Origin of the sequence: Paracoccus sp. 08 (assembly GCF_024105395.1) — a bacterium.
Taxonomy (GTDB): Bacteria; Pseudomonadota; Alphaproteobacteria; order Rhodobacterales; family Rhodobacteraceae; genus Paracoccus; species Paracoccus marcusii.
This window is the reverse complement of sequence record NZ_WEKR01000076.1, coordinates 32,316-50,400: the sequence shown is the minus strand read 5'-3', so window position 1 is coordinate 50,400 and position 18,085 is coordinate 32,316. Positions and strand designations below refer to the sequence as shown.

Annotated in this window: 20 protein-coding genes; all 20 read left to right on the top strand. The window is 67.5% G+C overall.

Going from position 1 to position 18,085, the window contains the following annotated elements; translation table 11 throughout:
• Positions 1–63 precede the first annotated feature (63 nt).
• The 20 genes from GBO37_RS20745 (at position 64) to GBO37_RS20650 (ending at position 18,085) form a co-directional block, all read left to right on the top strand.
• Positions 64–537, top strand: a complete 474-nt coding sequence (locus GBO37_RS20745; RefSeq protein WP_045999367.1) for a formate dehydrogenase subunit gamma — start codon at positions 64–66, stop codon at positions 535–537.
• Entirely contained in the window at positions 534–2,051 is a 1,518-nt protein-coding gene (locus GBO37_RS20740; RefSeq protein WP_252930656.1) for an NADH-quinone oxidoreductase subunit NuoF, read from the top strand. Before GBO37_RS20745 ends, GBO37_RS20740 begins: the two co-directional genes overlap by 4 nt.
• Positions 2,048–4,975: a formate dehydrogenase subunit alpha gene (fdhF, locus tag GBO37_RS20735; protein ID WP_252930655.1), complete on the top strand. Its 2,928-nt coding sequence runs from the start codon at positions 2,048–2,050 to the stop codon at positions 4,973–4,975. Before GBO37_RS20740 ends, fdhF begins: the two co-directional genes overlap by 4 nt.
• Before the next feature lie 2 nt (positions 4,976–4,977).
• Positions 4,978–5,802, top strand: a complete 825-nt coding sequence (fdhD, locus tag GBO37_RS20730) for a formate dehydrogenase accessory sulfurtransferase FdhD (protein WP_252930654.1) — start codon at positions 4,978–4,980, stop codon at positions 5,800–5,802.
• Positions 5,792–5,995, top strand: coding sequence for a formate dehydrogenase subunit delta (locus tag GBO37_RS20725; RefSeq protein WP_127898328.1), 204 nt, complete (start codon positions 5,792–5,794; stop codon positions 5,993–5,995). The genes fdhD and GBO37_RS20725 overlap by 11 nt, the downstream gene beginning before the upstream one ends.
• A 71-nt stretch (positions 5,996–6,066) precedes the next feature.
• The gene (locus GBO37_RS20720) at positions 6,067–7,023 is read left to right on the top strand and encodes a diacylglycerol kinase family protein (RefSeq protein ID WP_252930653.1); all 957 of its coding nucleotides are present in this window, start codon (positions 6,067–6,069) and stop codon (positions 7,021–7,023) included.
• A 6-nt stretch (positions 7,024–7,029) separates the two neighbouring features.
• A complete protein-coding gene (locus GBO37_RS20715; RefSeq protein WP_252930652.1) occupies positions 7,030–7,821 on the top strand; it encodes a metallophosphoesterase in 792 nt (263 codons plus the stop codon).
• A 187-nt stretch (positions 7,822–8,008) separates the two neighbouring features.
• On the top strand, positions 8,009–9,688 hold the full coding sequence (gene rpsA, locus GBO37_RS20710; protein ID WP_084693668.1) for a 30S ribosomal protein S1: 1,680 nt from the start codon (positions 8,009–8,011) through the stop codon (positions 9,686–9,688).
• 239 nt (positions 9,689–9,927) lie between these two features.
• The gene (ihfB, locus tag GBO37_RS20705; RefSeq protein ID WP_045999360.1) at positions 9,928–10,212 is read left to right on the top strand and encodes an integration host factor subunit beta; all 285 of its coding nucleotides are present in this window, start codon (positions 9,928–9,930) and stop codon (positions 10,210–10,212) included.
• A 50-nt stretch (positions 10,213–10,262) separates the two neighbouring features.
• Complete coding sequence (locus GBO37_RS20700) at positions 10,263–10,646, top strand: LapA family protein (RefSeq protein WP_252930651.1); 384 nt, start codon at positions 10,263–10,265, stop codon at positions 10,644–10,646.
• 3 nt (positions 10,647–10,649) lie between these two features.
• The gene (locus tag GBO37_RS20695) at positions 10,650–11,285 is read left to right on the top strand and encodes a phosphoribosylanthranilate isomerase (protein WP_252930650.1); all 636 of its coding nucleotides are present in this window, start codon (positions 10,650–10,652) and stop codon (positions 11,283–11,285) included.
• 235 nt (positions 11,286–11,520) lie between these two features.
• Complete coding sequence (locus GBO37_RS20690; RefSeq protein WP_045999357.1) at positions 11,521–11,928, top strand: hypothetical protein; 408 nt, start codon at positions 11,521–11,523, stop codon at positions 11,926–11,928.
• 34 nt (positions 11,929–11,962) lie between these two features.
• The gene (locus GBO37_RS20685; RefSeq protein ID WP_252930716.1) at positions 11,963–13,222 is read left to right on the top strand and encodes a DNA-packaging protein; all 1,260 of its coding nucleotides are present in this window, start codon (positions 11,963–11,965) and stop codon (positions 13,220–13,222) included.
• Between the two features lie 79 nt (positions 13,223–13,301).
• On the top strand, positions 13,302–14,486 hold the full coding sequence (locus GBO37_RS20680; protein ID WP_252930649.1) for a phage portal protein: 1,185 nt from the start codon (positions 13,302–13,304) through the stop codon (positions 14,484–14,486).
• 3 nt (positions 14,487–14,489) lie between these two features.
• The gene (locus tag GBO37_RS20675; protein ID WP_045999356.1) at positions 14,490–14,720 is read left to right on the top strand and encodes a hypothetical protein; all 231 of its coding nucleotides are present in this window, start codon (positions 14,490–14,492) and stop codon (positions 14,718–14,720) included.
• Positions 14,721–14,723: 3 nt separating this feature from the next.
• Positions 14,724–15,254: an HK97 family phage prohead protease gene (locus GBO37_RS20670; RefSeq protein WP_240542390.1), complete on the top strand. Its 531-nt coding sequence runs from the start codon at positions 14,724–14,726 to the stop codon at positions 15,252–15,254.
• A 108-nt stretch (positions 15,255–15,362) separates the two neighbouring features.
• Entirely contained in the window at positions 15,363–16,526 is a 1,164-nt protein-coding gene (locus tag GBO37_RS20665) for a phage major capsid protein (RefSeq protein ID WP_252930648.1), read from the top strand.
• A gap of 190 nt (positions 16,527–16,716) precedes the next feature.
• Positions 16,717–17,331, top strand: coding sequence for a hypothetical protein (locus GBO37_RS20660; RefSeq protein WP_045999353.1), 615 nt, complete (start codon positions 16,717–16,719; stop codon positions 17,329–17,331).
• Positions 17,331–17,669 (top strand): head-tail adaptor protein, encoded by a 339-nt coding sequence (locus tag GBO37_RS20655; RefSeq protein WP_127898337.1) that lies wholly within the window; start codon positions 17,331–17,333, stop codon positions 17,667–17,669. The genes GBO37_RS20660 and GBO37_RS20655 overlap by 1 nt, the downstream gene beginning before the upstream one ends.
• Positions 17,666–18,085, top strand: coding sequence for a DUF3168 domain-containing protein (locus tag GBO37_RS20650; RefSeq protein ID WP_045999352.1), 420 nt, complete (start codon positions 17,666–17,668; stop codon positions 18,083–18,085). The genes GBO37_RS20655 and GBO37_RS20650 overlap by 4 nt, the downstream gene beginning before the upstream one ends.

Below are 18,085 nucleotides of genomic sequence, written 5' to 3'. Positions count from 1 at the left end.
TGCGATATTGATTTCAGATGATCCCCGCTGTCTTCTGGGGAACGGATATCTGAAAGGCCAGCCATGCTGAACGACGCGCCAGCCCCGACCGCGGACGAGATCCGCGATGTCGTCACCCCCCTGACCGCGCTGGAGGGGCCGCTGCTGCCGATGCTGCATGCGATCCAGGCGGAATGGGGGCACGTGCCGCAGGCCGCCGTGCCGGTGCTGGCCGACGTGCTGAACCTGGGCCGGGCCGAGGTGCATGGCGTCATCAGCTTCTATCACGATTTCCGCGACCATCCCGCCGGACGTCACATCCTGAAGATCTGCCGCGCCGAGGCCTGCCAGTCGATGGGCGGCGCCGCGATGGCCGCGGGCGTTCTGGACCGGCTGGGCGTGGACTGGCACGGGACCACCGCCGACGGGGCCGTGACGGTCGAGCCGGTCTATTGCCTGGGCCTGTGCGCCTGCGGTCCGGCCGCGATGCTGGACGGGCAGCTGATGGGGCGGGTCGACGGCGACCGGCTGGTCACCGCGCTGGAGGCGGCACGATGAGGATCTTTGTTCCTCTGGACAGCGCCGCCAAGGCGCTGGGTGCCGATGCCGTGGCCGACGCCCTGACGCAGCAGATCGCCGCGCGGGGTCTGGATGCCCAGGTCGTGCGCAACGGGTCGCGCGGCATGGTCTGGCTGGAGCCCCTGGTCGAGATCGAGGCCGACGGCCGGCGCCTGGCCTATGGCCCGGTGACGCCCGCCGATGTGGGCGCGCTGCTGGATGGCACGTTGCCCTGCCTTGGCCGGGTCGAGGACATTCCCTTCTTCGCGCGCCAGACGCGGCTGACATTCGCGCGCTGCGGGCTGATCGACCCGCTGGACCTGGACGAATACGAACGCCATGGCGGTCTGGCGGGGCTGCGCCGCGCGATCGGCATGGACGGCGCGGCCATCGTGGCCGAGGTCACGGCCAGCGGGCTGCGCGGGCGCGGCGGCGCGGGCTTTCCGACCGGTATCAAGTGGAAGACCGTGGCCGATGCGGTCGCCGATCAGAAATACATCGTCTGCAATGCCGACGAGGGCGACAGCGGCACCTTCGCCGACCGGATGATCATGGAGGGCGATCCCTTCACCCTGATCGAGGGGATGGCGATCGCCGCCCTGGGGGTCGGGGCGACGCGCGGCTATGTCTACATGCGGTCGGAATACCCCGTGGCGATCGACGTGCTGGAACGCGCGGTCGTTATCGCCCGCCAGCGCGGCATGCTGGGTGCGGATGTGCTGGGCTCGGGGCGGGCCTTCGACATGCAGGTGCGGGTCGGCGCCGGCGCCTATGTCTGCGGAGAGGAGACCAGCCTGCTGAACAGCCTGGAGGGCAAGCGCGGCACGGTGCGCGCCAAGCCCCCGCTGCCCGCGCTGGAGGGGTTCCTGGGCAAGCCGACGGTCGTCAACAACGTCATCAGCCTGGCCACCGTCCCGGTGATCTTCGAACGGGGCGCGCAGGCCTATGCCGATTTCGGGCTGGGGCGGTCGCGGGGCACCGTGACCCTGCAGATCGCCGGCAACGTCGCGCGCGGCGGCCTGTTCGAGACCGCCTTCGGGATGTCGCTGGGCGAGGTCGTCAACGACATCGGCGGCGGCACCGCAACCGGGCGTCCGGTCAAGGCCGTGCAGGTCGGCGGGCCGCTGGGCGCCTATATGCCCGTCAGCAAGTTCGACACGCCGATGGGATACGAGGATTTCGATGCCGCGGGCGGGCTGATCGGCCATGCCGGTCTGGTCGTGTTCGACGACAGCGCCGACATGCTGCAGATGGCGCGTTTCGCGATGGAGTTCTGCGCCGTCGAATCCTGCGGCAAGTGCACGCCCTGCCGGATCGGCGCCGTGCGCGGGGTCGAGACGATCGACCGCATCGCCGCGGGCGATCCGGGTGCCGCCGCCCTGCTGACCGATCTGTGCGAGACGATGAAGGACGGGTCGCTGTGCGCCCTGGGCGGCTTCACGCCCTATCCGGTCATGTCCGCGCTGACGCAATTTCCCGACGATTTCGCCACCCATAAGGAGGCCGCGGAATGAAAGACTTCATCATCCCGGAATTCGCGCCCGGCGACGACCGCGACATGGGCACCCCTGCGCGCAGCGGCGCTCCGGTCGCCCTGACAATCGACGGCATTGCGGTGATCGTGCCCGAGGGAACGTCGGTGATGCGCGCCGCCATGATGGCCGACGTGCAGATCCCCAAGCTGTGCGCCAGCGACAACATGGAGGCCTTCGGGTCGTGCCGCCTGTGCGTGGTCGAGATCGAGGGGCGGCGCGGCACGCCCGCATCCTGCACGACCCCCGTGGCCGAGGGGATGGTGGTCCACACGCAGTCCGCCAAGATCCGCAAGCTGCGCAAGGGCGTGATGGAGCTGTATATCAGCGACCACCCGCTGGATTGCCTGACCTGTTCGGCCAATGGCGATTGCGAGTTGCAGGACACGGCCGGGCAGGTGGGCCTGCGCGACGTCCGCTATGCGCCGGGCGACAACCATTTCGACCCGTCAGGAACGGGCGCGCGGTCGCAGGCCGAGGCCCGGCTGCGCGGGGGGCATGACAACCCGCAGTTCATTCCCAAGGACAACTCCAACCCCTATTTCACCTATGATCCCAGCAAGTGCATTGTCTGTTCGCGCTGCGTGCGGGCCTGCGACGAGGTGCAGGGGACGTTCGCCCTGACCATCGAGGGCCGGGGCTTTGACAGCCGCGTCAGCGCCGGGACCAGCGCCGACGATTTCTTCTCCAGCGATTGCGTCAGCTGCGGTGCCTGCGTACAGGCCTGCCCGACCGCGACCCTGCAGGAAAAGTCGGTGGCCGAACTGGGCACGCCCACGCGGTCGGTCATCACCACCTGCGCCTATTGCGGCGTCGGCTGCAGCTTCAAGGCCGAGATGAACGGCGACCAGTTGGTGCGCATGGTGCCCTACAAGCACGGCAAGGCGAACCGCGGGCACAGCTGCGTCAAGGGGCGGTTCGCCTATGGCTATGCCGCCCACCAGGACCGCATTCTGAAGCCGATGATCCGCGAGCGGATCGAGGACCCGTGGCGCGAGGTCGCCTGGGACGAGGCGCTGGCCTTTGCCGCCGAGCGGATGCGCGGGATCCAGGAACGGCATGGGCGGCGGTCGGTGGGGGTCATCACCTCCAGCCGCTGCACCAACGAGGAGACCTATCTGGTCCAGAAGCTGACCCGTGCGGTGTTCCTGAACAACAACACCGACACCTGCGCGCGGGTGTGCCATTCGCCCACGGGATACGGGTTGGGCAAGACCTTCGGCACCTCGGCCGGGACGCAGGATTTCGACAGCGTGGAACAGACCAACGTGGTGCTGATCATCGGGGCCAACCCGACGGACGGCCACCCGGTCTTTGCCAGCCGTCTGAAGAAGCGCCTGCGCCAGGGGGCCAAGCTGATCGTCGTCGATCCGCGCCGCACCGACATCGTGCGGTCCGCGCATGTCGAGGCATCCCATCACCTGCCACTGCGCCCCGGCACCAACGTCGCCGTCATCAGCGCCATGGCGCATGTGATCGTGACCGAGGGGCTGATGGACGAGGCCTATATCCGCGACCGCTGTGATTGGGACGAGTTCCAGCATTACGCCGAGTTCATCGCCGATCCCCGCCACGCCCCCGAGGCGACCGAGACGCTGACCGGCGTGCCCGCCGCAGAGCTGCGCGCCGCCGCACGGCTGTTCGCGACGGGCGGGAACGGCGCGATCTATTACGGGCTGGGCGTAACCGAACACAGCCAGGGGTCGACGACCGTGATGGCGATCGCGAACCTTGCGATGCTGACCGGCAATATCGGGCGGCCCGGCGTGGGCGTGAACCCGTTGCGCGGTCAGAACAACGTGCAGGGCGCCTGCGACATGGGGTCGTTCCCGCACGAGCTGCCGGGATACCGCCACGTCAAGATGCCCGACGTGCGCGCGATCTTCGAGAACGCCTGGGGGGTCCAGATCGACCCCGAGCCGGGCCTGCGCATCCCGAACATGCTGGATGCCGCGGTCGAGGGGACCTTCAAGGGTCTCTACTGCCAGGGAGAGGACATCCTGCAATCCGATCCCGACACGCATCACGTGGCGGCGGGCCTTGCCGCGATGGAATGCGTGATCGTCCACGACCTGTTCCTGAACGAGACGGCGAATTACGCGCATGTCTTCCTGCCCGGGTCGTCGTTCCTGGAAAAGGACGGGACCTTCACCAATGCCGAACGCCGTATCAACCGCGTGCGCAAGGTCATGGCGCCCCGCAACGGTTATGAGGACTGGGAGATCACCCAGATGCTGGCCAACGCGATGGGGGCGGGGTGGCATTACACCCACCCGTCCCAGATCATGGACGAGATCGCCGCGACCACGCCCAGCTTTGCGGGCGTCAGCTATGAGCGGCTGGAGGAGCTGGGCTCGGTGCAGTGGCCCTGCAACGAGGCCGCGCCCACGGGCACGCCGCTGATGCATGTCGACGGGTTCCAGTCGGGGCGCGGGCATTTCGTGATCACCGAGTATATTCCGACCGACGAACGCACCGGACCGCGGTTCCCGCTGCTGCTGACCACCGGGCGCATCCTGTCGCAGTACAATGTGGGCGCGCAGACCCGGCGGACCGAGAACACCGCCTGGCACGGCCAGGACGTGCTGGAGATCCATCCGCATGACGCCGAGACCCGCGGCATCCGCGACGGGGACTGGGTGCGGCTGGCCAGCCGGGCGGGGGAAACCACGCTGATGGTGACGCTGACCGAACGGGTGTCGCCGGGGGTGGTCTATACGACCTTCCACCACCCGGCGACGCAGGCTAACGTGGTGACGACCGATTTTTCGGACTGGGCGACAAATTGCCCGGAATACAAGGTCACCGCGGTGCAGGTAAGCCCCTCGAACGGTCCGTCGGATTGGCAGGAACGCTATACTGCGCAGGCCGAAAGGTCGCGGCGGATCCTGTCAGCCGCGGAGTGACGATGAACCTGCCCGACCCCACGACCCAAGCCCCCGCCACCCATGTCCGCGCGGCCTGCCGCGCGGATGTCACCCGGACCCTGCCGGAGGAGACGGCCGTGGCGATGGTCTATGGCGGATCGACCCAGGCCGTCATGATGGCCACGCCCGCGGATCTGGAGGATTTCGCGGTGGGCTTTTCCCTGACCGAGGGGATCGTGACGGACCCTGCCCAGATCGAGCGTCTGGAGGTTCTGGCCCATCTCCGCGGCGTCGAGGCGCAGATGTGGATCGCGGATGACCGCACCGACGCGCTGGCGGCGCGACGCCGCTTCATGGCGGGGCCGGTGGGCTGCGGGCTGTGCGGGATCGACAGCCTTGAGGAGGCGGTACGCGCGCTGCCCGACCTGTCGGGCGCTGGGCCGGTGCTGGATGCGAGCCAGATCGCGCGGGCGACCGACGATCTGCGCGGCTGGCAGCCATTGCATGACCGGACCCGCGCGGTCCATGCGGCGGGCTTCATGATCCCCGGACGGGGGATCGTGCTGGCGCGCGAGGATGTGGGCCGCCACAACGCCTTGGACAAGCTGATCGGCGCGATGGCGCGGCAGGGCATGGATGCGGGGCAGGGCGCCTTTGTGCTGACCAGCCGCGTGTCCGTCGAGATGGTGCAGAAATGCGCCCTGGCCGGGGGCGCGGTGCTGATCGCCGTGTCCGCCCCCACCGCCCATGCGCTGCGCCTGGCGCAGGGCGCGGGCATCACCCTGGCGGCCTTTGCCCGCGGCGAAGGCTTTGATCTGTTTTCCCACCCCGAACGGCTGCGCGCCGAGGTGTCCGATGTCGCCTGACAAGATGGTCCTGATGGTCAACCAGATCGCCGGTTTCTTCGACACCCAGCCCGGCGGCGCAGCACCCGAAAAGATCGCCGCACATCTGCGCGATTTCTGGGAGCCGCGGATGCGCGAACAGCTGGTCGCCTTTGTCGGCGGCGGCGGGCAGGGGCTGAAACCGTCGGCCGAGGCGGCGGCCCGGCTGCTGTAGATGCAACCCTTCGGCGGGGTCGGGTGTTCGGTGCCCAGCAGATGACAATCACGGCCGGGGACAGTCCAGCGATGCAGCACCAGACCGATGGGTTCGACCTGGCCAGTGCCAAGGTCTGTGTCGTGATGAACCGCGGATCGGGCAAGAAGAAGCATGTCGAGCTGCGCGAGATGCTGAACGAACGGCTTGCTCCGGCCTGCGGCAGCTTCGAGCTGCGCGAGAGCCGGAAGGGGAGCGACCTGCCCGCGCTGGCGCGCAAGGTCGCGACCGAGGGGTTCGACCTGGTCATCGCCGCAGGTGGCGACGGCACGCAGTCGGCGGTCGCCGGTGCGCTGGTTGATCGCGATGTCGTGATGGGCGTCGTGCCGGGCGGGACGTTCAACTACTTTGCCCGGGACCTGGGCGTCGGAGAGACCGTCGAGGAGGCGCTGGACACGATTTTGGACGCGCGGGTCGAGGCGGTCGATGTCGGCGACGTCAACGGGCTGATCTTTCTGAACAACGTCAGTCTGGGCGCCTATCCGCAGATCCTGAAGACGCGCGAGGGGATCTACAAGCGGTGGGGGCGGTCGCGGATGGCGGCCTATTGGTCGGTGCTGGTGGCGCTGCGGCGCCTGCGCCGCCCGATGCAGCTGGTCGCCCGCGTCGACGGGCAGGAGAGCCGCTATACCAGTGCCTTGGTCTTTGTCGCGCGCAGCGCCTATCAGTTGGACAGCTTTGGGCTGGAAGGGGCGGAGGAGATCCGCCGCGGCGAATTCGCGGTGCTGATCGCCAAGGCGAAGCACCCCCTGCCGCTGATGCGGTCCGCCCTGCGCATGGCGATGGGCAAGAGCGCCAAGAACGACGATTTCGACCTGATCCTGACGGACGAGCTGACCATCGAGACGCCCAAGCGGCGCCAGCTGATCGCCCATGACGGCGAGAAGACGGCGTTGGAGAGCCCCTTCCGGCTGAAGGTGCGCCATGACGGGCTCAAGGTCCTGCTGCCCCGCGATGGGGTCAGCAAGACCGAGCAGCCGAAGGGCTGACCACCGGTGACGCGCATTCTTCACCTGACCGACCTGCATTTCGGATTTCACCGTGCCGCGTTGGAGGAGCCGCTGCTGGCGCGGATTGCGGCGCTGCGCCCCGACCTGGTGGTCATCGGCGGCGACATCACGCATCGCGCGCTGCCCCCGCAGATGCGGCAGGCACGCGCCTTTCTTGACCGCATCGAGGCGCCCTTGATGTGCATGCCGGGTAATCACGACGTACCGGCATGGAACCTTGTGGCGCGGATGTTCTGGCCCTTTGCGGGGTTCCGGCGGCATTTTGGTCCCGTGCTGACCCCGGTGGGGCGTGCGGGCGACGTGCGGGTCATGGCGCTGAACAGCGCCGATCCCTATGCTTGGCAGCGCGGCAAGATCCGCGAGGGCGAGATCGGCCGCATCATCGGCAATGTCGACGCGATGGGCACGAATATCGTCGCGCTGCATCATCCGCTGCAGCAGCTGCCGCGGGTCGACAAGGCGCTGGCACGGCGCGCGTCCGAGGCGCTGTACCGGCTGGAGGCGTCGGGGGTGCAGGTTGTCCTGTCGGGGCATCTGCACCGTTGGGCGACGGACGCGTTGCTGGCGACGGGCCGCCATCCGCGCGTGCTGCAGATCCAGACCGGCACGGCGCTGTGTGCGCGCATCACCGACGGGCAGAACGAGTTCGTGCTGCTGGAGATCGACGGACCCGACCTGCGGCTGGAGCGGCATGTCGCGCCGATGGACGCGGGCGATTTCGGCGCCCCCGAGATCGCGGATTACAGCCGCGCGTCGGGCGTGTGGAGACGCGTTTAGGCGTTGAAATTGGCGTCAAACACGGGTATTGGGGCCGCAGTCACACGGGCGACATGGTCAGAACAGACCGCATTCCAACGGGTCGGGCGTCATGCCGCGACCCTTTGGCGTTGCCTCAACGGCACCATAAAGACCGGCGGAGCCAACCGTCAGGCCGGAAAACAGACACAAAGGATACTGAATACGTATGTGCGCTAAAGCGACCATGGAGGAGTTCGAGGCCCTTCTGAATGAAAGCCTCGAGATTGACACCCCCGACGAGGGCAGCGTTGTCAAAGGCCGCGTCATTGCCATCGAGGCAGGTCAGGCCATCATCGACGTCGGCTACAAGATGGAAGGCCGCGTCGATCTGAAGGAATTTGCCAATCCCGGCGAAGAGCCCAGCATCAAGGTCGGCGACGAGGTCGAGGTCTATCTGGACCGCGTCGAGAACGCCCGCGGCGAAGCGTCGATCAGCCGTGAGAAGGCCCGCCGCGAGGAAGCCTGGGACCGTCTGGAGAAGGCCTACGAAAGCGAAGAGCGCGTCGAAGGCGCCATCTTCGGTCGCGTCAAGGGCGGCTTCACGGTCGACCTGGGCGGTGCCGTCGCCTTCCTGCCCGGTTCGCAGGTCGATGTGCGCCCCGTGCGCGATGCCGGCCCGCTGATGGGTCTGAAGCAGCCGTTCCAGATCCTGAAGATGGACCGTCGCCGCGGCAACATCGTCGTGTCGCGTCGCGCCATTCTGGAAGAGAGCCGCGCGGAACAGCGCGCCGAAGTCATCGCGAACCTGACCGAAGGTCAGTCGATCGACGGCGTGGTCAAGAACATCACCGAATACGGTGCGTTCGTTGACCTGGGTGGCGTCGACGGCCTGCTGCACGTCACCGACATGGCCTGGCGTCGCGTCAACCACCCGTCCGAGATCCTGGCGATCGGCGAGACCGTCAAGGTCCAGGTCATCAAGATCAACAAGGACAGCCACCGCATCAGCCTGGGCATGAAGCAGCTGCAGGCCGATCCGTGGGATACGGTCGCCGACAAGTTCCCGATCGAGTCGGTCCACCAGGGCCGCGTGACCAACATCACCGATTACGGCGCCTTCGTGGAGCTGGAAGCCGGTGTCGAGGGTCTGGTCCACGTTTCGGAAATGAGCTGGACCAAGAAGAACGTCCACCCGGGCAAGATCGTCTCGACCTCGCAGGAAGTCGAAGTGATGGTTCTGGAGATCGACGAGGCCAAGCGCCGCGTGTCCCTGGGCCTGAAGCAGACGATGCGCAACCCGTGGGAAGTGTTCGCCGAAACCCATCCGACCGGCACCGTCATCGAGGGCGAGGTCAAGAACATCACCGAGTTCGGTCTGTTCATCGGCCTGGAAGGCGACATCGACGGCATGGTCCACCTGTCGGACATCAGCTGGGATGCCCGCGGCGAAGACGCGATCCAGGACTTCCGCAAGGGTGACGTCGTCAAGGCGGTCGTCCAGGACGTGGACGTCGAGAAGGAGCGCATCAGCCTGTCCATCAAGTCGTTGGAAAACGAGAACATGGCCGAGGCCGTTGATGGCGTGAAGCGTGGTACCATCGTCACCGCCGAAGTCACCGCGATCGAAGAGGGTGGCATCGAGGTCGAGTACAACGGCGTCAAGTCGTTCATCCGCCGCAGCGACCTGGCCCGCGACCGTGCCGACCAGCGCCCCGAGCGTTTCAGCGTCGGCGACAAGGTCGATGCCCGCGTGACCAACGTCGACACCAAGACCCGCCGTCTTGGCCTGTCGATCAAGGCCCGCGAGATTGCCGAGGAAAAGGAAGCCATCGACACCTATGGCAGCTCGGATTCGGGCGCGTCCTTGGGCGACATCTTGGGTGCGGCACTGAACCGCAACAGCTAATCGGCCCAACCCGATCGATCCTTGCCCGCCCCGGTTCGTCCGGGGCGGGCTTTTTCTTGCCCACGGCCGGGCGGATGCGCGCCATCCCGCTTGCGCGTTTGGGGCAAAGCTGGCAACGCTATGAAACCAGTGACTTCTGTCGGGCGTTGAACGGAAACATGAAGGGCGGTATTGCACCGGCCTTGCGGTTTGACGTGCTGACTTTGACGGCAGGAAGACCCGTCCAATTGGGGGAACATATGATCCGGTCCGAACTGATCCAGAAGATCTCAGATGAAAACCCCCACCTATTCCGCCGCGACGTCGAGAGGATCGTGAACACGATCTTCGAGGAGGTCATCGACGCGATGGCGCGGGGCGACCGGGTCGAGTTGCGCGGCTTTGGCGCCTTCTCTGTCAAGAAGCGCGATTCCCGGACGGGGCGCAATCCGCGCACCGGTGAATCGGTCGAGGTTGACGAAAAGCACGTTCCGTTCTTCAAGACCGGCAAGCTGCTGCGCGACCGTCTGAACGGCGACGCCTGAGGCCCCTGTTTACCGGGCATCCCGCCCGTCTGCGATATCGAGGAAATTCAATGCGCTTCATCCGTCTGATCTTTGTCGCAGCACTGGCGCTTGTGCTGGTGGCGGTCGCCTTGGCCAACCGTGACATGGTCACCCTGTCGGCGTTCCCGGCCAATTTCGGACAGTACTTGGGTGGCACGTGGTCGCTGACGGTGCCGCTGTTCCTGGTGATCTTCTTGGCCTTTGCCTTGGGAATGCTGGCCGGTCTGGTCTGGGAGTGGCTGCGCGAGGCGCATTTCCGCCGCGAGGCGCGTCAGCGCAACGCCGAGGTCGTGCGTCTTGAGAGCGAGGTCGGGCATCTGCGCGACCGCCACGCCGCCCCGCGTGACGAGGTTCTGGCGATTCTGGACGAGCCTGCCCCGGCCAAGGGCGCGGCCCTGCCTGCGGTTCGCTGAGGCGTGGCCGAGGTCAAGATCTGCGGGCTGTCCGAGGAACGCCATGTCGCGGCGGCCGTCGATGCCGGTGCGCGCTTTCTGGGGTTCGTATTCTTTCCCAAGTCGCCGCGTGCAGTGACCCCGACCCAAGCCGCAGCGCTGACGGCGGAGGTTCCCGTTGGGGTCGCCCGCGTGGGACTGTTCGTCGATCCGTCGGACGATTTGCTGCATGAGGTGCTGGACCACGCGGCGCTGGACGTTATCCAGCTGCACGGCCATGAGAGCGCCGGGCGGGTGGCCGAGGTCAAGGCGTTGACGGGGCTGCCTGTGATGAAGGCGGTCGGTCTGTCGGGTCCAGCGGACCTGCCGCAGCTTATGGATTACGGCGTGACGGCGGACATGCTGCTGGTGGATGCCAAGCCGCCGGCGGGAGCCGATCTGCCGGGCGGGAACGGGCTGGCCTTCGATTGGCGGCTGCTGGTCGGGCGGCATTGGTTGCGGCCCTGGATGCTGGCCGGGGGACTGACACCGGACAACGTCGCCGAGGCTGTGCGGCTGACGGGCGCGCCTGTCGTGGATGTCAGTTCGGGCGTGGAACGTGCACCGGGCGTCAAGGATGTTGCGCTGATCCGCGCGTTCGTCGAGGCCGCGCGGAGCTGATTCAGTGGCATGTTGCGCGGCGTACGCCGGGGGTGTTGCATAGTGTATCACATTGTAATCGCAGAGTTTATGCGCCACATTTTGCACGTATAGGTTTATCGATTGACTTTGCGAACGCCCTAAGGTAGAACTTTTACATGCTGGAAGAGGTGGGCAAGCGGCCGGGGGAAATCCTTGGGCCGCTTTTTTCGTCTCTTGGCTCGTGCGGACAGGAACACGAGGCGGGGCAGAGTGCATGAACGATATGGAATGGGGCGGGGCCGGGAAAACCGACGGACCTTTCGTGACTGGAACCCAGCCTGAAAAGGCCGGGTTCGCGATGCCCGAGATCGCCGAGGGCGAGGACGAGATCGACGTCCTGCGCTGGCTGTTCTGGGATTATGTCAAGGACCTGCGGGGGCACCAGGCCGAGCTTGAAGCGCTCAAGTCCGGGGAGCTTGACCCGGCCAAGCTGAAAAAGGCCATGGAGACGGCGAAGACGGTCCGCGAGGCCGTCCAACTGCTGATGGCGGAAAGGATCAAGGTTGACAAACTTCGCAAGGACATCGCGGGCGGCGTCGGAGGGGGCAGCCTTGACCTCGGCGCCGCACGAGACGAGATCGGGCGCCGCCTGGCTTGCCTCCGCCGGGCCGGAGGAGGTTGAGGAATTCCTGGGCGGGCTGTCGCAGAACGCGCTGATGAGCCTGCCCTGGCTGTTCGAGTTCTGGGCTTTGCCGCACCAGTTGCCCCCCGAGGGCGACTGGAAATCCTGGGTGATCATGGGCGGGCGCGGGGCGGGCAAGACCCGCGCCGGGTCGGAATGGGTGCGCAGCCTGGTCGAGGGGCCCACGGCTGCGGCACCCGGGAAATGCCATCGCGTGGCCCTGGTCGGAGAGACCTTCGACCAGGTGCGCGAGGTGATGGTGTTCGGCGAGAGCGGCATCCTGGCCTGTTCGCCCCCCGACCGGCGTCCGGTCTGGGAGGCGGGGCGCAAGCGGCTGGTCTGGGCGAACGGGGCGACCGCCACGGTCTATTCCGCGCATGAGCCGGAGGCTTTGCGCGGGCCCCAGTTCGATGCGGCCTGGGTCGATGAGCTGGCCAAGTGGAAGAAGGCCGAGGATGTCTGGGACATGCTGCAGTTCGCGCTGCGGCTTGGCGAGCATCCCCAGCAGGTCGTCACCACCACGCCGCGCAATGTGGGCGTGCTGAAGCGCATTCTGGGCAATGCCAGCACTGTGGTGACCCATGCGCCGACAGATGCGAACCGCGCCTATCTGGCGGAGAGTTTCCTGGCGGAGGTCGAGAGCCGCTATGGCGGGACGCGGTTGGGGCGCCAGGAGCTGGACGGCGTGCTGCTGGACGATGTCGAGGGGGCGCTGTGGACGACCGCGATGCTGGAAGGCGCGCGGGTGGCCGAGGCGCCCAAGCTAGACCGGATCGTCGTCTCGGTCGACCCGTCGGTCACCGGCGGGCGGGCCAGCGACGAATGCGGGATCGTGGTCGCGGGCGTCGTTACGCAGGGCGAACCCAAGGATTGGCGCGCCTATGTGCTGGAGGATGCCAGCGTCCGGGGCGGGCCCACGGATTGGGCCCGCGCCGCGATTGCCGCGATGGACCGCCACGGTGCCGAGAAGCTGGTGGCCGAGGTGAACCAGGGCGGTGATCTGGTCGAGAGCGTTGTGCGCCAGATCGACCCGCTGGTCCCGTTCAAGGCGCTGCGGGCGTCGCGGGGCAAGGGGTTGCGGGCAGAGCCCGTCGCCGCGCTGTACGAGCAGGGGCGCGTCAAGCATCTGAAGGGCGCCCTGGGCACGCTGGAGGATCAGATGTGCCAGATGACGGTGCGCGGGTTCGAGGGGCGGGGCAGTCCCGACCGGCTGGATGCCTTGGTCTGGGCGGTCCATGAGCTGATGATCGAGCCCGCCGCAGGCTGGCGCAGGCCGCAGATGCGGCGATTGTAACCGGGTCCGAGAGGTCGGACCGACGAAGGGCCGTCCCGCAGGGGGCGGCCCTTCGCATGGCTGAGGCATGGAGGCGAGCATGGCGTTTCGATTGTTTTCGCGGGAGGAGAAATCATCCCCCCCGCCAGAGAGGAAGGCCAGTGCGACGGGCCGGGTCGTGGCATTCGCCAGCGGGTCCGGGCGCCCTGTCTGGTCGGCCAGGGATACGGGCACGCTGACGCGCGGCGGGTTCATGGGGAACCCGGTGGGCTTTCGCAGCGTGCGCCTGATCGCCGAGGCCGCGGCGGCCGTGCCGATGATCTGCGCGGATCGCGACCACCGCTATGAGGTGCATCCGGTTCTGGATCTGCTGCGCAGGCCCAATCCGGGCCAAGGTCGGGCCGAGCTGTTCGAGGCGCTGTTCGGGCAGATCCTGCTGTCGGGAAACGGCTATCTGGAGGCTGTGGGCGCGGACGCCACGGGCATCCCGGAGGAGCTGCACGTGCTGCGGTCCGACCGCATGAGCGTGGTGCCCGGTGCGGATGGCTGGCCCGTCGCCTATGAATATGCGGTGGGCGGGCGCAAGCACCGGTTCGACATGACCGGCAGCCCCGATCCGATCTGCCACGTCAAGGCGTTCCACCCGCAGGACGACCATTACGGTCTGTCGCCGATGCAGGCGGCCGCCGTCGCGCTGGACGTGCACAACAGCGCCAGTGCCTGGTCCAAGGCGCTGCTGGACAATGCGGCGCGGCCCAGTGGAGCGATCATCTACAAGGGGGTCGACGGGCAGGGGGTGCTGAGCGCCGAGCAGTACGACCGCCTGGTGGGCGAGATCGAGATGAACCATCAGGGCGCGCGCAATGCGGGCCGTCCGATGCTGCTGGAAGGCGGGCTGGACTGGCGTCCGATGGGTTTCAGCCCGTCCGACATGGAGTTCCACGAGACCAAGCTGTCGGCGGCGCGCGAGATCGCGTTGGCTTTTGGCGTGCCGCCCATGCTGCTGGGGATTCCGGGGGACGCGACCTATGCGAATTATGCCGAGGCGCACCGGGCGTTCTTCCGCCTGACGGTGCTGCCGCTGGCGACGCGGGTGTCGGCGGCGGTCGCCTGGTGGCTGTCCGAGCATCTGGGCGCCGAGATCGAGCTGCGCCCCGATCTGGATCAGATCCCGGCCCTGGCCGAGGAGCGCAACCAGCAATGGGCCCGCATCAGCGGTGCGAGCTTTCTGACGGATGCGGAAAAGCGCGCCCTTCTGGGCCTGCCGCCCCTGGACGGGGCGTGAGGCATGGAAGGGTCGCGTTTCGTCAAGGACGGGCTGTGGCACGACACGCGTCTTGAGGCGCAGGAACGGATCATGGCGCTGCAGTTCGGCCAGGTCGAGAAGCGCCTGGAGCGGATCGAGGCGATGATCGAAGGGCTGGAGCGGCGGCTGTGGATGACGGTCTACGGCGTGGTCGCCGTGATCCTGACGCAGGCCGTCCAGGGTATTCTAGATTATGCGCCGAAAGGAGGCTGAGGGATGGTTCCGGGTCTGGAGATGAAGTTCGCGGGCGGTCCGCCCGTGCTGACCGACGGTCAGGTGATCGAAGGTTATGCCAGCCTGTTCGGTCTGACCGATCAGGGCGGCGATGCGGTCCTGCCCGGGGCGTTTGCCGCGTCGCTGGCGCGGATCGCGGCGCGCGGCGACAAGGTGCGGATGCTGTGGCAGCACGATCCGACCCGCCCCATCGGGGTCTGGGACGAGGTCCGGGAGGACGGCAAGGGCCTGTGGGTCAAGGGCCGCCTGCTGCCCGACGTGGCGCAGGCCCGCGAGGCGGCGGCGCTGATCCAGGCGGGTGCGATCGACGGGCTGTCCATCGGCTATCGCACCCTGCGGGCCGAACGCGACAAGGCCGGGCGGCGCGTGCTGGCCGAGGTCGAGCTGTGGGAGGTGTCGCTGGTGACGTTCCCGATGCTGGCCGAGGCCAAGGTGGACCGCAAGGACAGCGACGAGATGCGCGACGTCGCGGCGCTGTTCGTGCAGGCGGCACAGGCCCTGCGCGGCGCATGAGATTTCGGACCGGGTGCATCCCGGTCCGTCAACCAGGTTCGGACCGGTCCCGTGCGGGAGGTCCGACGACAGGGGCGCGGCCCCGATCACCGTGACGAGGAGAAGACCATGACCGAGGTGAAGGCCGCGGGCGGCGGCGACATGCCCGCCGACCTGAAGGGGGCCATGATGGGGTTCGTCAGCGAACTCAAAGGCTTTCGTGAAGATATTCAATCCAAGCTCAACGCACAGGAACAGCGTATGACCATGATCGACCGCAAGACCGCCCTGCGGGGCCGCGCGCCCCTGTCCGCCACCGCAGAGGTCGAGGTGCCCCACCAGAAGGCGTTCAACGCCTATCTGCGCAGCGGCGACGATGACGGCCTGCGCGGTCTGGCCATCGAGGAGAAGGCGCTGTCGGTGGCCAGCGACGGCGGTTTTCTGGCCGCACCCAAGGTTGCCGAGACCGTGCAGAACACGCTGCATTCCACCTCGTCGCTGCGCCGTCTGGCCAACGTGGTGACCATCGAGGGCAGCGTCTATGAGGCGCTGGTCGAGCGTGGCGACATGGGCGCCGGTTGGGCGACCGAGGCCGCCACGGTCGAGACCGCGAACTCGGCCCTGGACCGCATCGCCATCCCGGTCCACGAGCTGTCCGCGATGCCGCGTGCCAGCCAGCGCCTGCTGGACGATGCGGCCTTTGATGTCGAGGGCTGGCTGGCCGAGCGCATCGCCGAGAAGTTCGCCCGGTCCGAGGCCAACGCCTTTCTGCGCGGCGACGGCGTCGACAAGCCGCGCGGCCTGCTGAGCTATCCCACCGCGCCTGTGGCGACCGCGACCACGGCCCAGATCGGCTTCGTCGCCACCACCGCGGCTGGCGATTTCCCGGCCGCCGCGCCGATGGATTGCCTGATCGACCTGATCTACTCTCTGGGCGCGGAGTATCGCTCGAACGCCTCGTTCCTGATGAACTCGAAGACGGCGGCCCGGGTGCGCAAGATGAAGGATGCCGACGGCCGTTTCCTTTGGACCGATGCGCTGAGCGTGGGCCAGGTGCCCCAGCTGCTGGGCTATCCGGTGATGATCAGCGAGGACATGCCCGACATGACGACGAGCTCGTTCTCGATCGCGTTCGGTGATTTCCGCGCGGCCTACACGATCGTCGAGCGTCCCGACCTGCGCGTGCTGCGCGACCCGTTCAGCGCCAAGCCGCACGTGCTGTTCTATGCCACCAAGCGTGTCGGCGGCGGGATCACCGATTTCCGCGCCGTCAGGCTGCTGCGCTTCATCTGATCCCCCGGGGGATCGGATGAGGGAGGGGCGCGCCTGGTGCCGGGCATTCCGGTTTAGCAACTGTCCGCGCGCGCTGATGGCCGGCGTGCGGCGCGCCCCGCTTCCCTTTTGCCTGCAAGACAGCCGGGGCCCCGTTCGGGGGCCCCGCCTTTGGTGGAACATGCGGACGGCACGACGGGAGGTTCGCAACATGATGCTGATAGAGGAAACGGCGCCCGCGGCGGAGGCGCTGCCGGTGGCCGCCCTGCGCGCGCATTTGCGTCTGGCCCAAGGTTTCGAAGGGCCCGACGACGCCGCCGAGACGGCGGCACTGGCGGGCTTTCTGCGTGCAGCGATCGCCACGATCGAGGGGCGCACCGGCAAGGTGCTGCTGAAGCGGCGGTTCCGCATGCAGCTGGACGATTGGCGCGACCGACTTGGCCAGTCGCTGCCGCTGGCGCCCGTGCATTCGGTCGAGCGCATCGAGATCGACGACGGGAACGGCACGCTGACCCAACTGCCCCCCGAGGGGTGGCGGCTGGTCCCGGACGGACAGCGCCCCGTGATCCTGCCGACCGGGGTCGTGCTGCCGTCGATTCCGCGGCGGGGGACGGTGACGATCACGTTTCTGGCGGGCTTCGGGGATGCCTGGTCCCAGGTTCCGGCGGATCTGGCGCAGGCGGTCATCCTGTTGGCCGCGCGTTATTACGACGATCGCAGCCAGGATGGTTTGCGTCATGCACTGCCCTTTGGTGTCAGCGCGCTGATCGAGCGCTGGCGCGCAGTCCGCACCCTGGCCGGGCGCGGCAGCCGGGAGTGGCGCTGATGGCCGCCCCGAACCTGTCGACGCGGCTGGCGCTGGAGACATCCGACCGGATCGCGGACGGCTTGGGCGGCTATGAGACGCGGTGGCGTCAACTGGGCTGGCTGTGGGCGCAGATGGAGGCGCGGTCGGGTCGCGAACAGGGGACCGGCGCGGGAATGATCAGCGTGGTCCAATGGCGCATCACGCTGCGCGCTGCGCCTGTGGGTGATGCGCGACGCCCGCGGCCGGGGCAGCGGCTGCGCCAGGGAACACGGTTGTTTCAGATCGAGGCGGTCGCGGAGAGCGATCCGTCCGGTCGGTATCTGGACTGCTTTGCGCGCGAGGAGGATCTGACATGAGCTATGGGGCAGGGGTCGCCTTGCAGGCGGCCGTCTATCAGCAGTTGCGCACGAACGAGGCGCTAGCGGATCTGGTGGGCGATGCGATCTTCGACGCGATGCCTGTGACGGCGCCGAGCGGGATCTATGTCTCGCTTGGTCCCGAGGAGGTGCGTGACGCCAGCGATTCCACGGCACGCGGATCGCGGCATGATTTCGTGATCTCGGTCATGGCGGGCAGCGACAGTGGGGCGGGCTTCGGCGCGGTCAAGGCCGCAGCGGTCGCCGTGGCCGATGCGCTGGAGGCGGGCGGACTGGTGCTGTCGCGCGGACAGCTGGCGGGTTTGTGGTTCCTGCGCGCAACCGCGCGGCGGGTGAAAAGCGGCGCGGCTCGTCAGGTCGACCTGACCTTTCGCGCGCGCATCGATCTGAACTGA

Coding starts and splice junctions, on each gene's coding strand:
- GBO37_RS20745 (WP_045999367.1), top strand. CDS start 64: ATGCTGAACGACGCGCCAGCCCCGACCGCGGACGAGATCCGCGATGTC.
- GBO37_RS20740 (WP_252930656.1), top strand. CDS start 534: ATGAGGATCTTTGTTCCTCTGGACAGCGCCGCCAAGGCGCTGGGTGCC.
- fdhF (WP_252930655.1), top strand. CDS start 2,048: ATGAAAGACTTCATCATCCCGGAATTCGCGCCCGGCGACGACCGCGAC.
- fdhD (WP_252930654.1), top strand. CDS start 4,978: ATGAACCTGCCCGACCCCACGACCCAAGCCCCCGCCACCCATGTCCGC.
- GBO37_RS20725 (WP_127898328.1), top strand. CDS start 5,792: ATGTCGCCTGACAAGATGGTCCTGATGGTCAACCAGATCGCCGGTTTC.
- GBO37_RS20720 (WP_252930653.1), top strand. CDS start 6,067: ATGCAGCACCAGACCGATGGGTTCGACCTGGCCAGTGCCAAGGTCTGT.
- rpsA (WP_084693668.1), top strand. CDS start 8,009: ATGTGCGCTAAAGCGACCATGGAGGAGTTCGAGGCCCTTCTGAATGAA.
- ihfB (WP_045999360.1), top strand. CDS start 9,928: ATGATCCGGTCCGAACTGATCCAGAAGATCTCAGATGAAAACCCCCAC.
- GBO37_RS20700 (WP_252930651.1), top strand. CDS start 10,263: ATGCGCTTCATCCGTCTGATCTTTGTCGCAGCACTGGCGCTTGTGCTG.
- GBO37_RS20690 (WP_045999357.1), top strand. CDS start 11,521: ATGAACGATATGGAATGGGGCGGGGCCGGGAAAACCGACGGACCTTTC.
- GBO37_RS20685 (WP_252930716.1), top strand. CDS start 11,963: ATGAGCCTGCCCTGGCTGTTCGAGTTCTGGGCTTTGCCGCACCAGTTG.
- GBO37_RS20680 (WP_252930649.1), top strand. CDS start 13,302: ATGGCGTTTCGATTGTTTTCGCGGGAGGAGAAATCATCCCCCCCGCCA.
- GBO37_RS20675 (WP_045999356.1), top strand. CDS start 14,490: ATGGAAGGGTCGCGTTTCGTCAAGGACGGGCTGTGGCACGACACGCGT.
- GBO37_RS20670 (WP_240542390.1), top strand. CDS start 14,724: ATGGTTCCGGGTCTGGAGATGAAGTTCGCGGGCGGTCCGCCCGTGCTG.
- GBO37_RS20665 (WP_252930648.1), top strand. CDS start 15,363: ATGACCGAGGTGAAGGCCGCGGGCGGCGGCGACATGCCCGCCGACCTG.
- GBO37_RS20660 (WP_045999353.1), top strand. CDS start 16,717: ATGATGCTGATAGAGGAAACGGCGCCCGCGGCGGAGGCGCTGCCGGTG.
- GBO37_RS20655 (WP_127898337.1), top strand. CDS start 17,331: ATGGCCGCCCCGAACCTGTCGACGCGGCTGGCGCTGGAGACATCCGAC.
- GBO37_RS20650 (WP_045999352.1), top strand. CDS start 17,666: ATGAGCTATGGGGCAGGGGTCGCCTTGCAGGCGGCCGTCTATCAGCAG.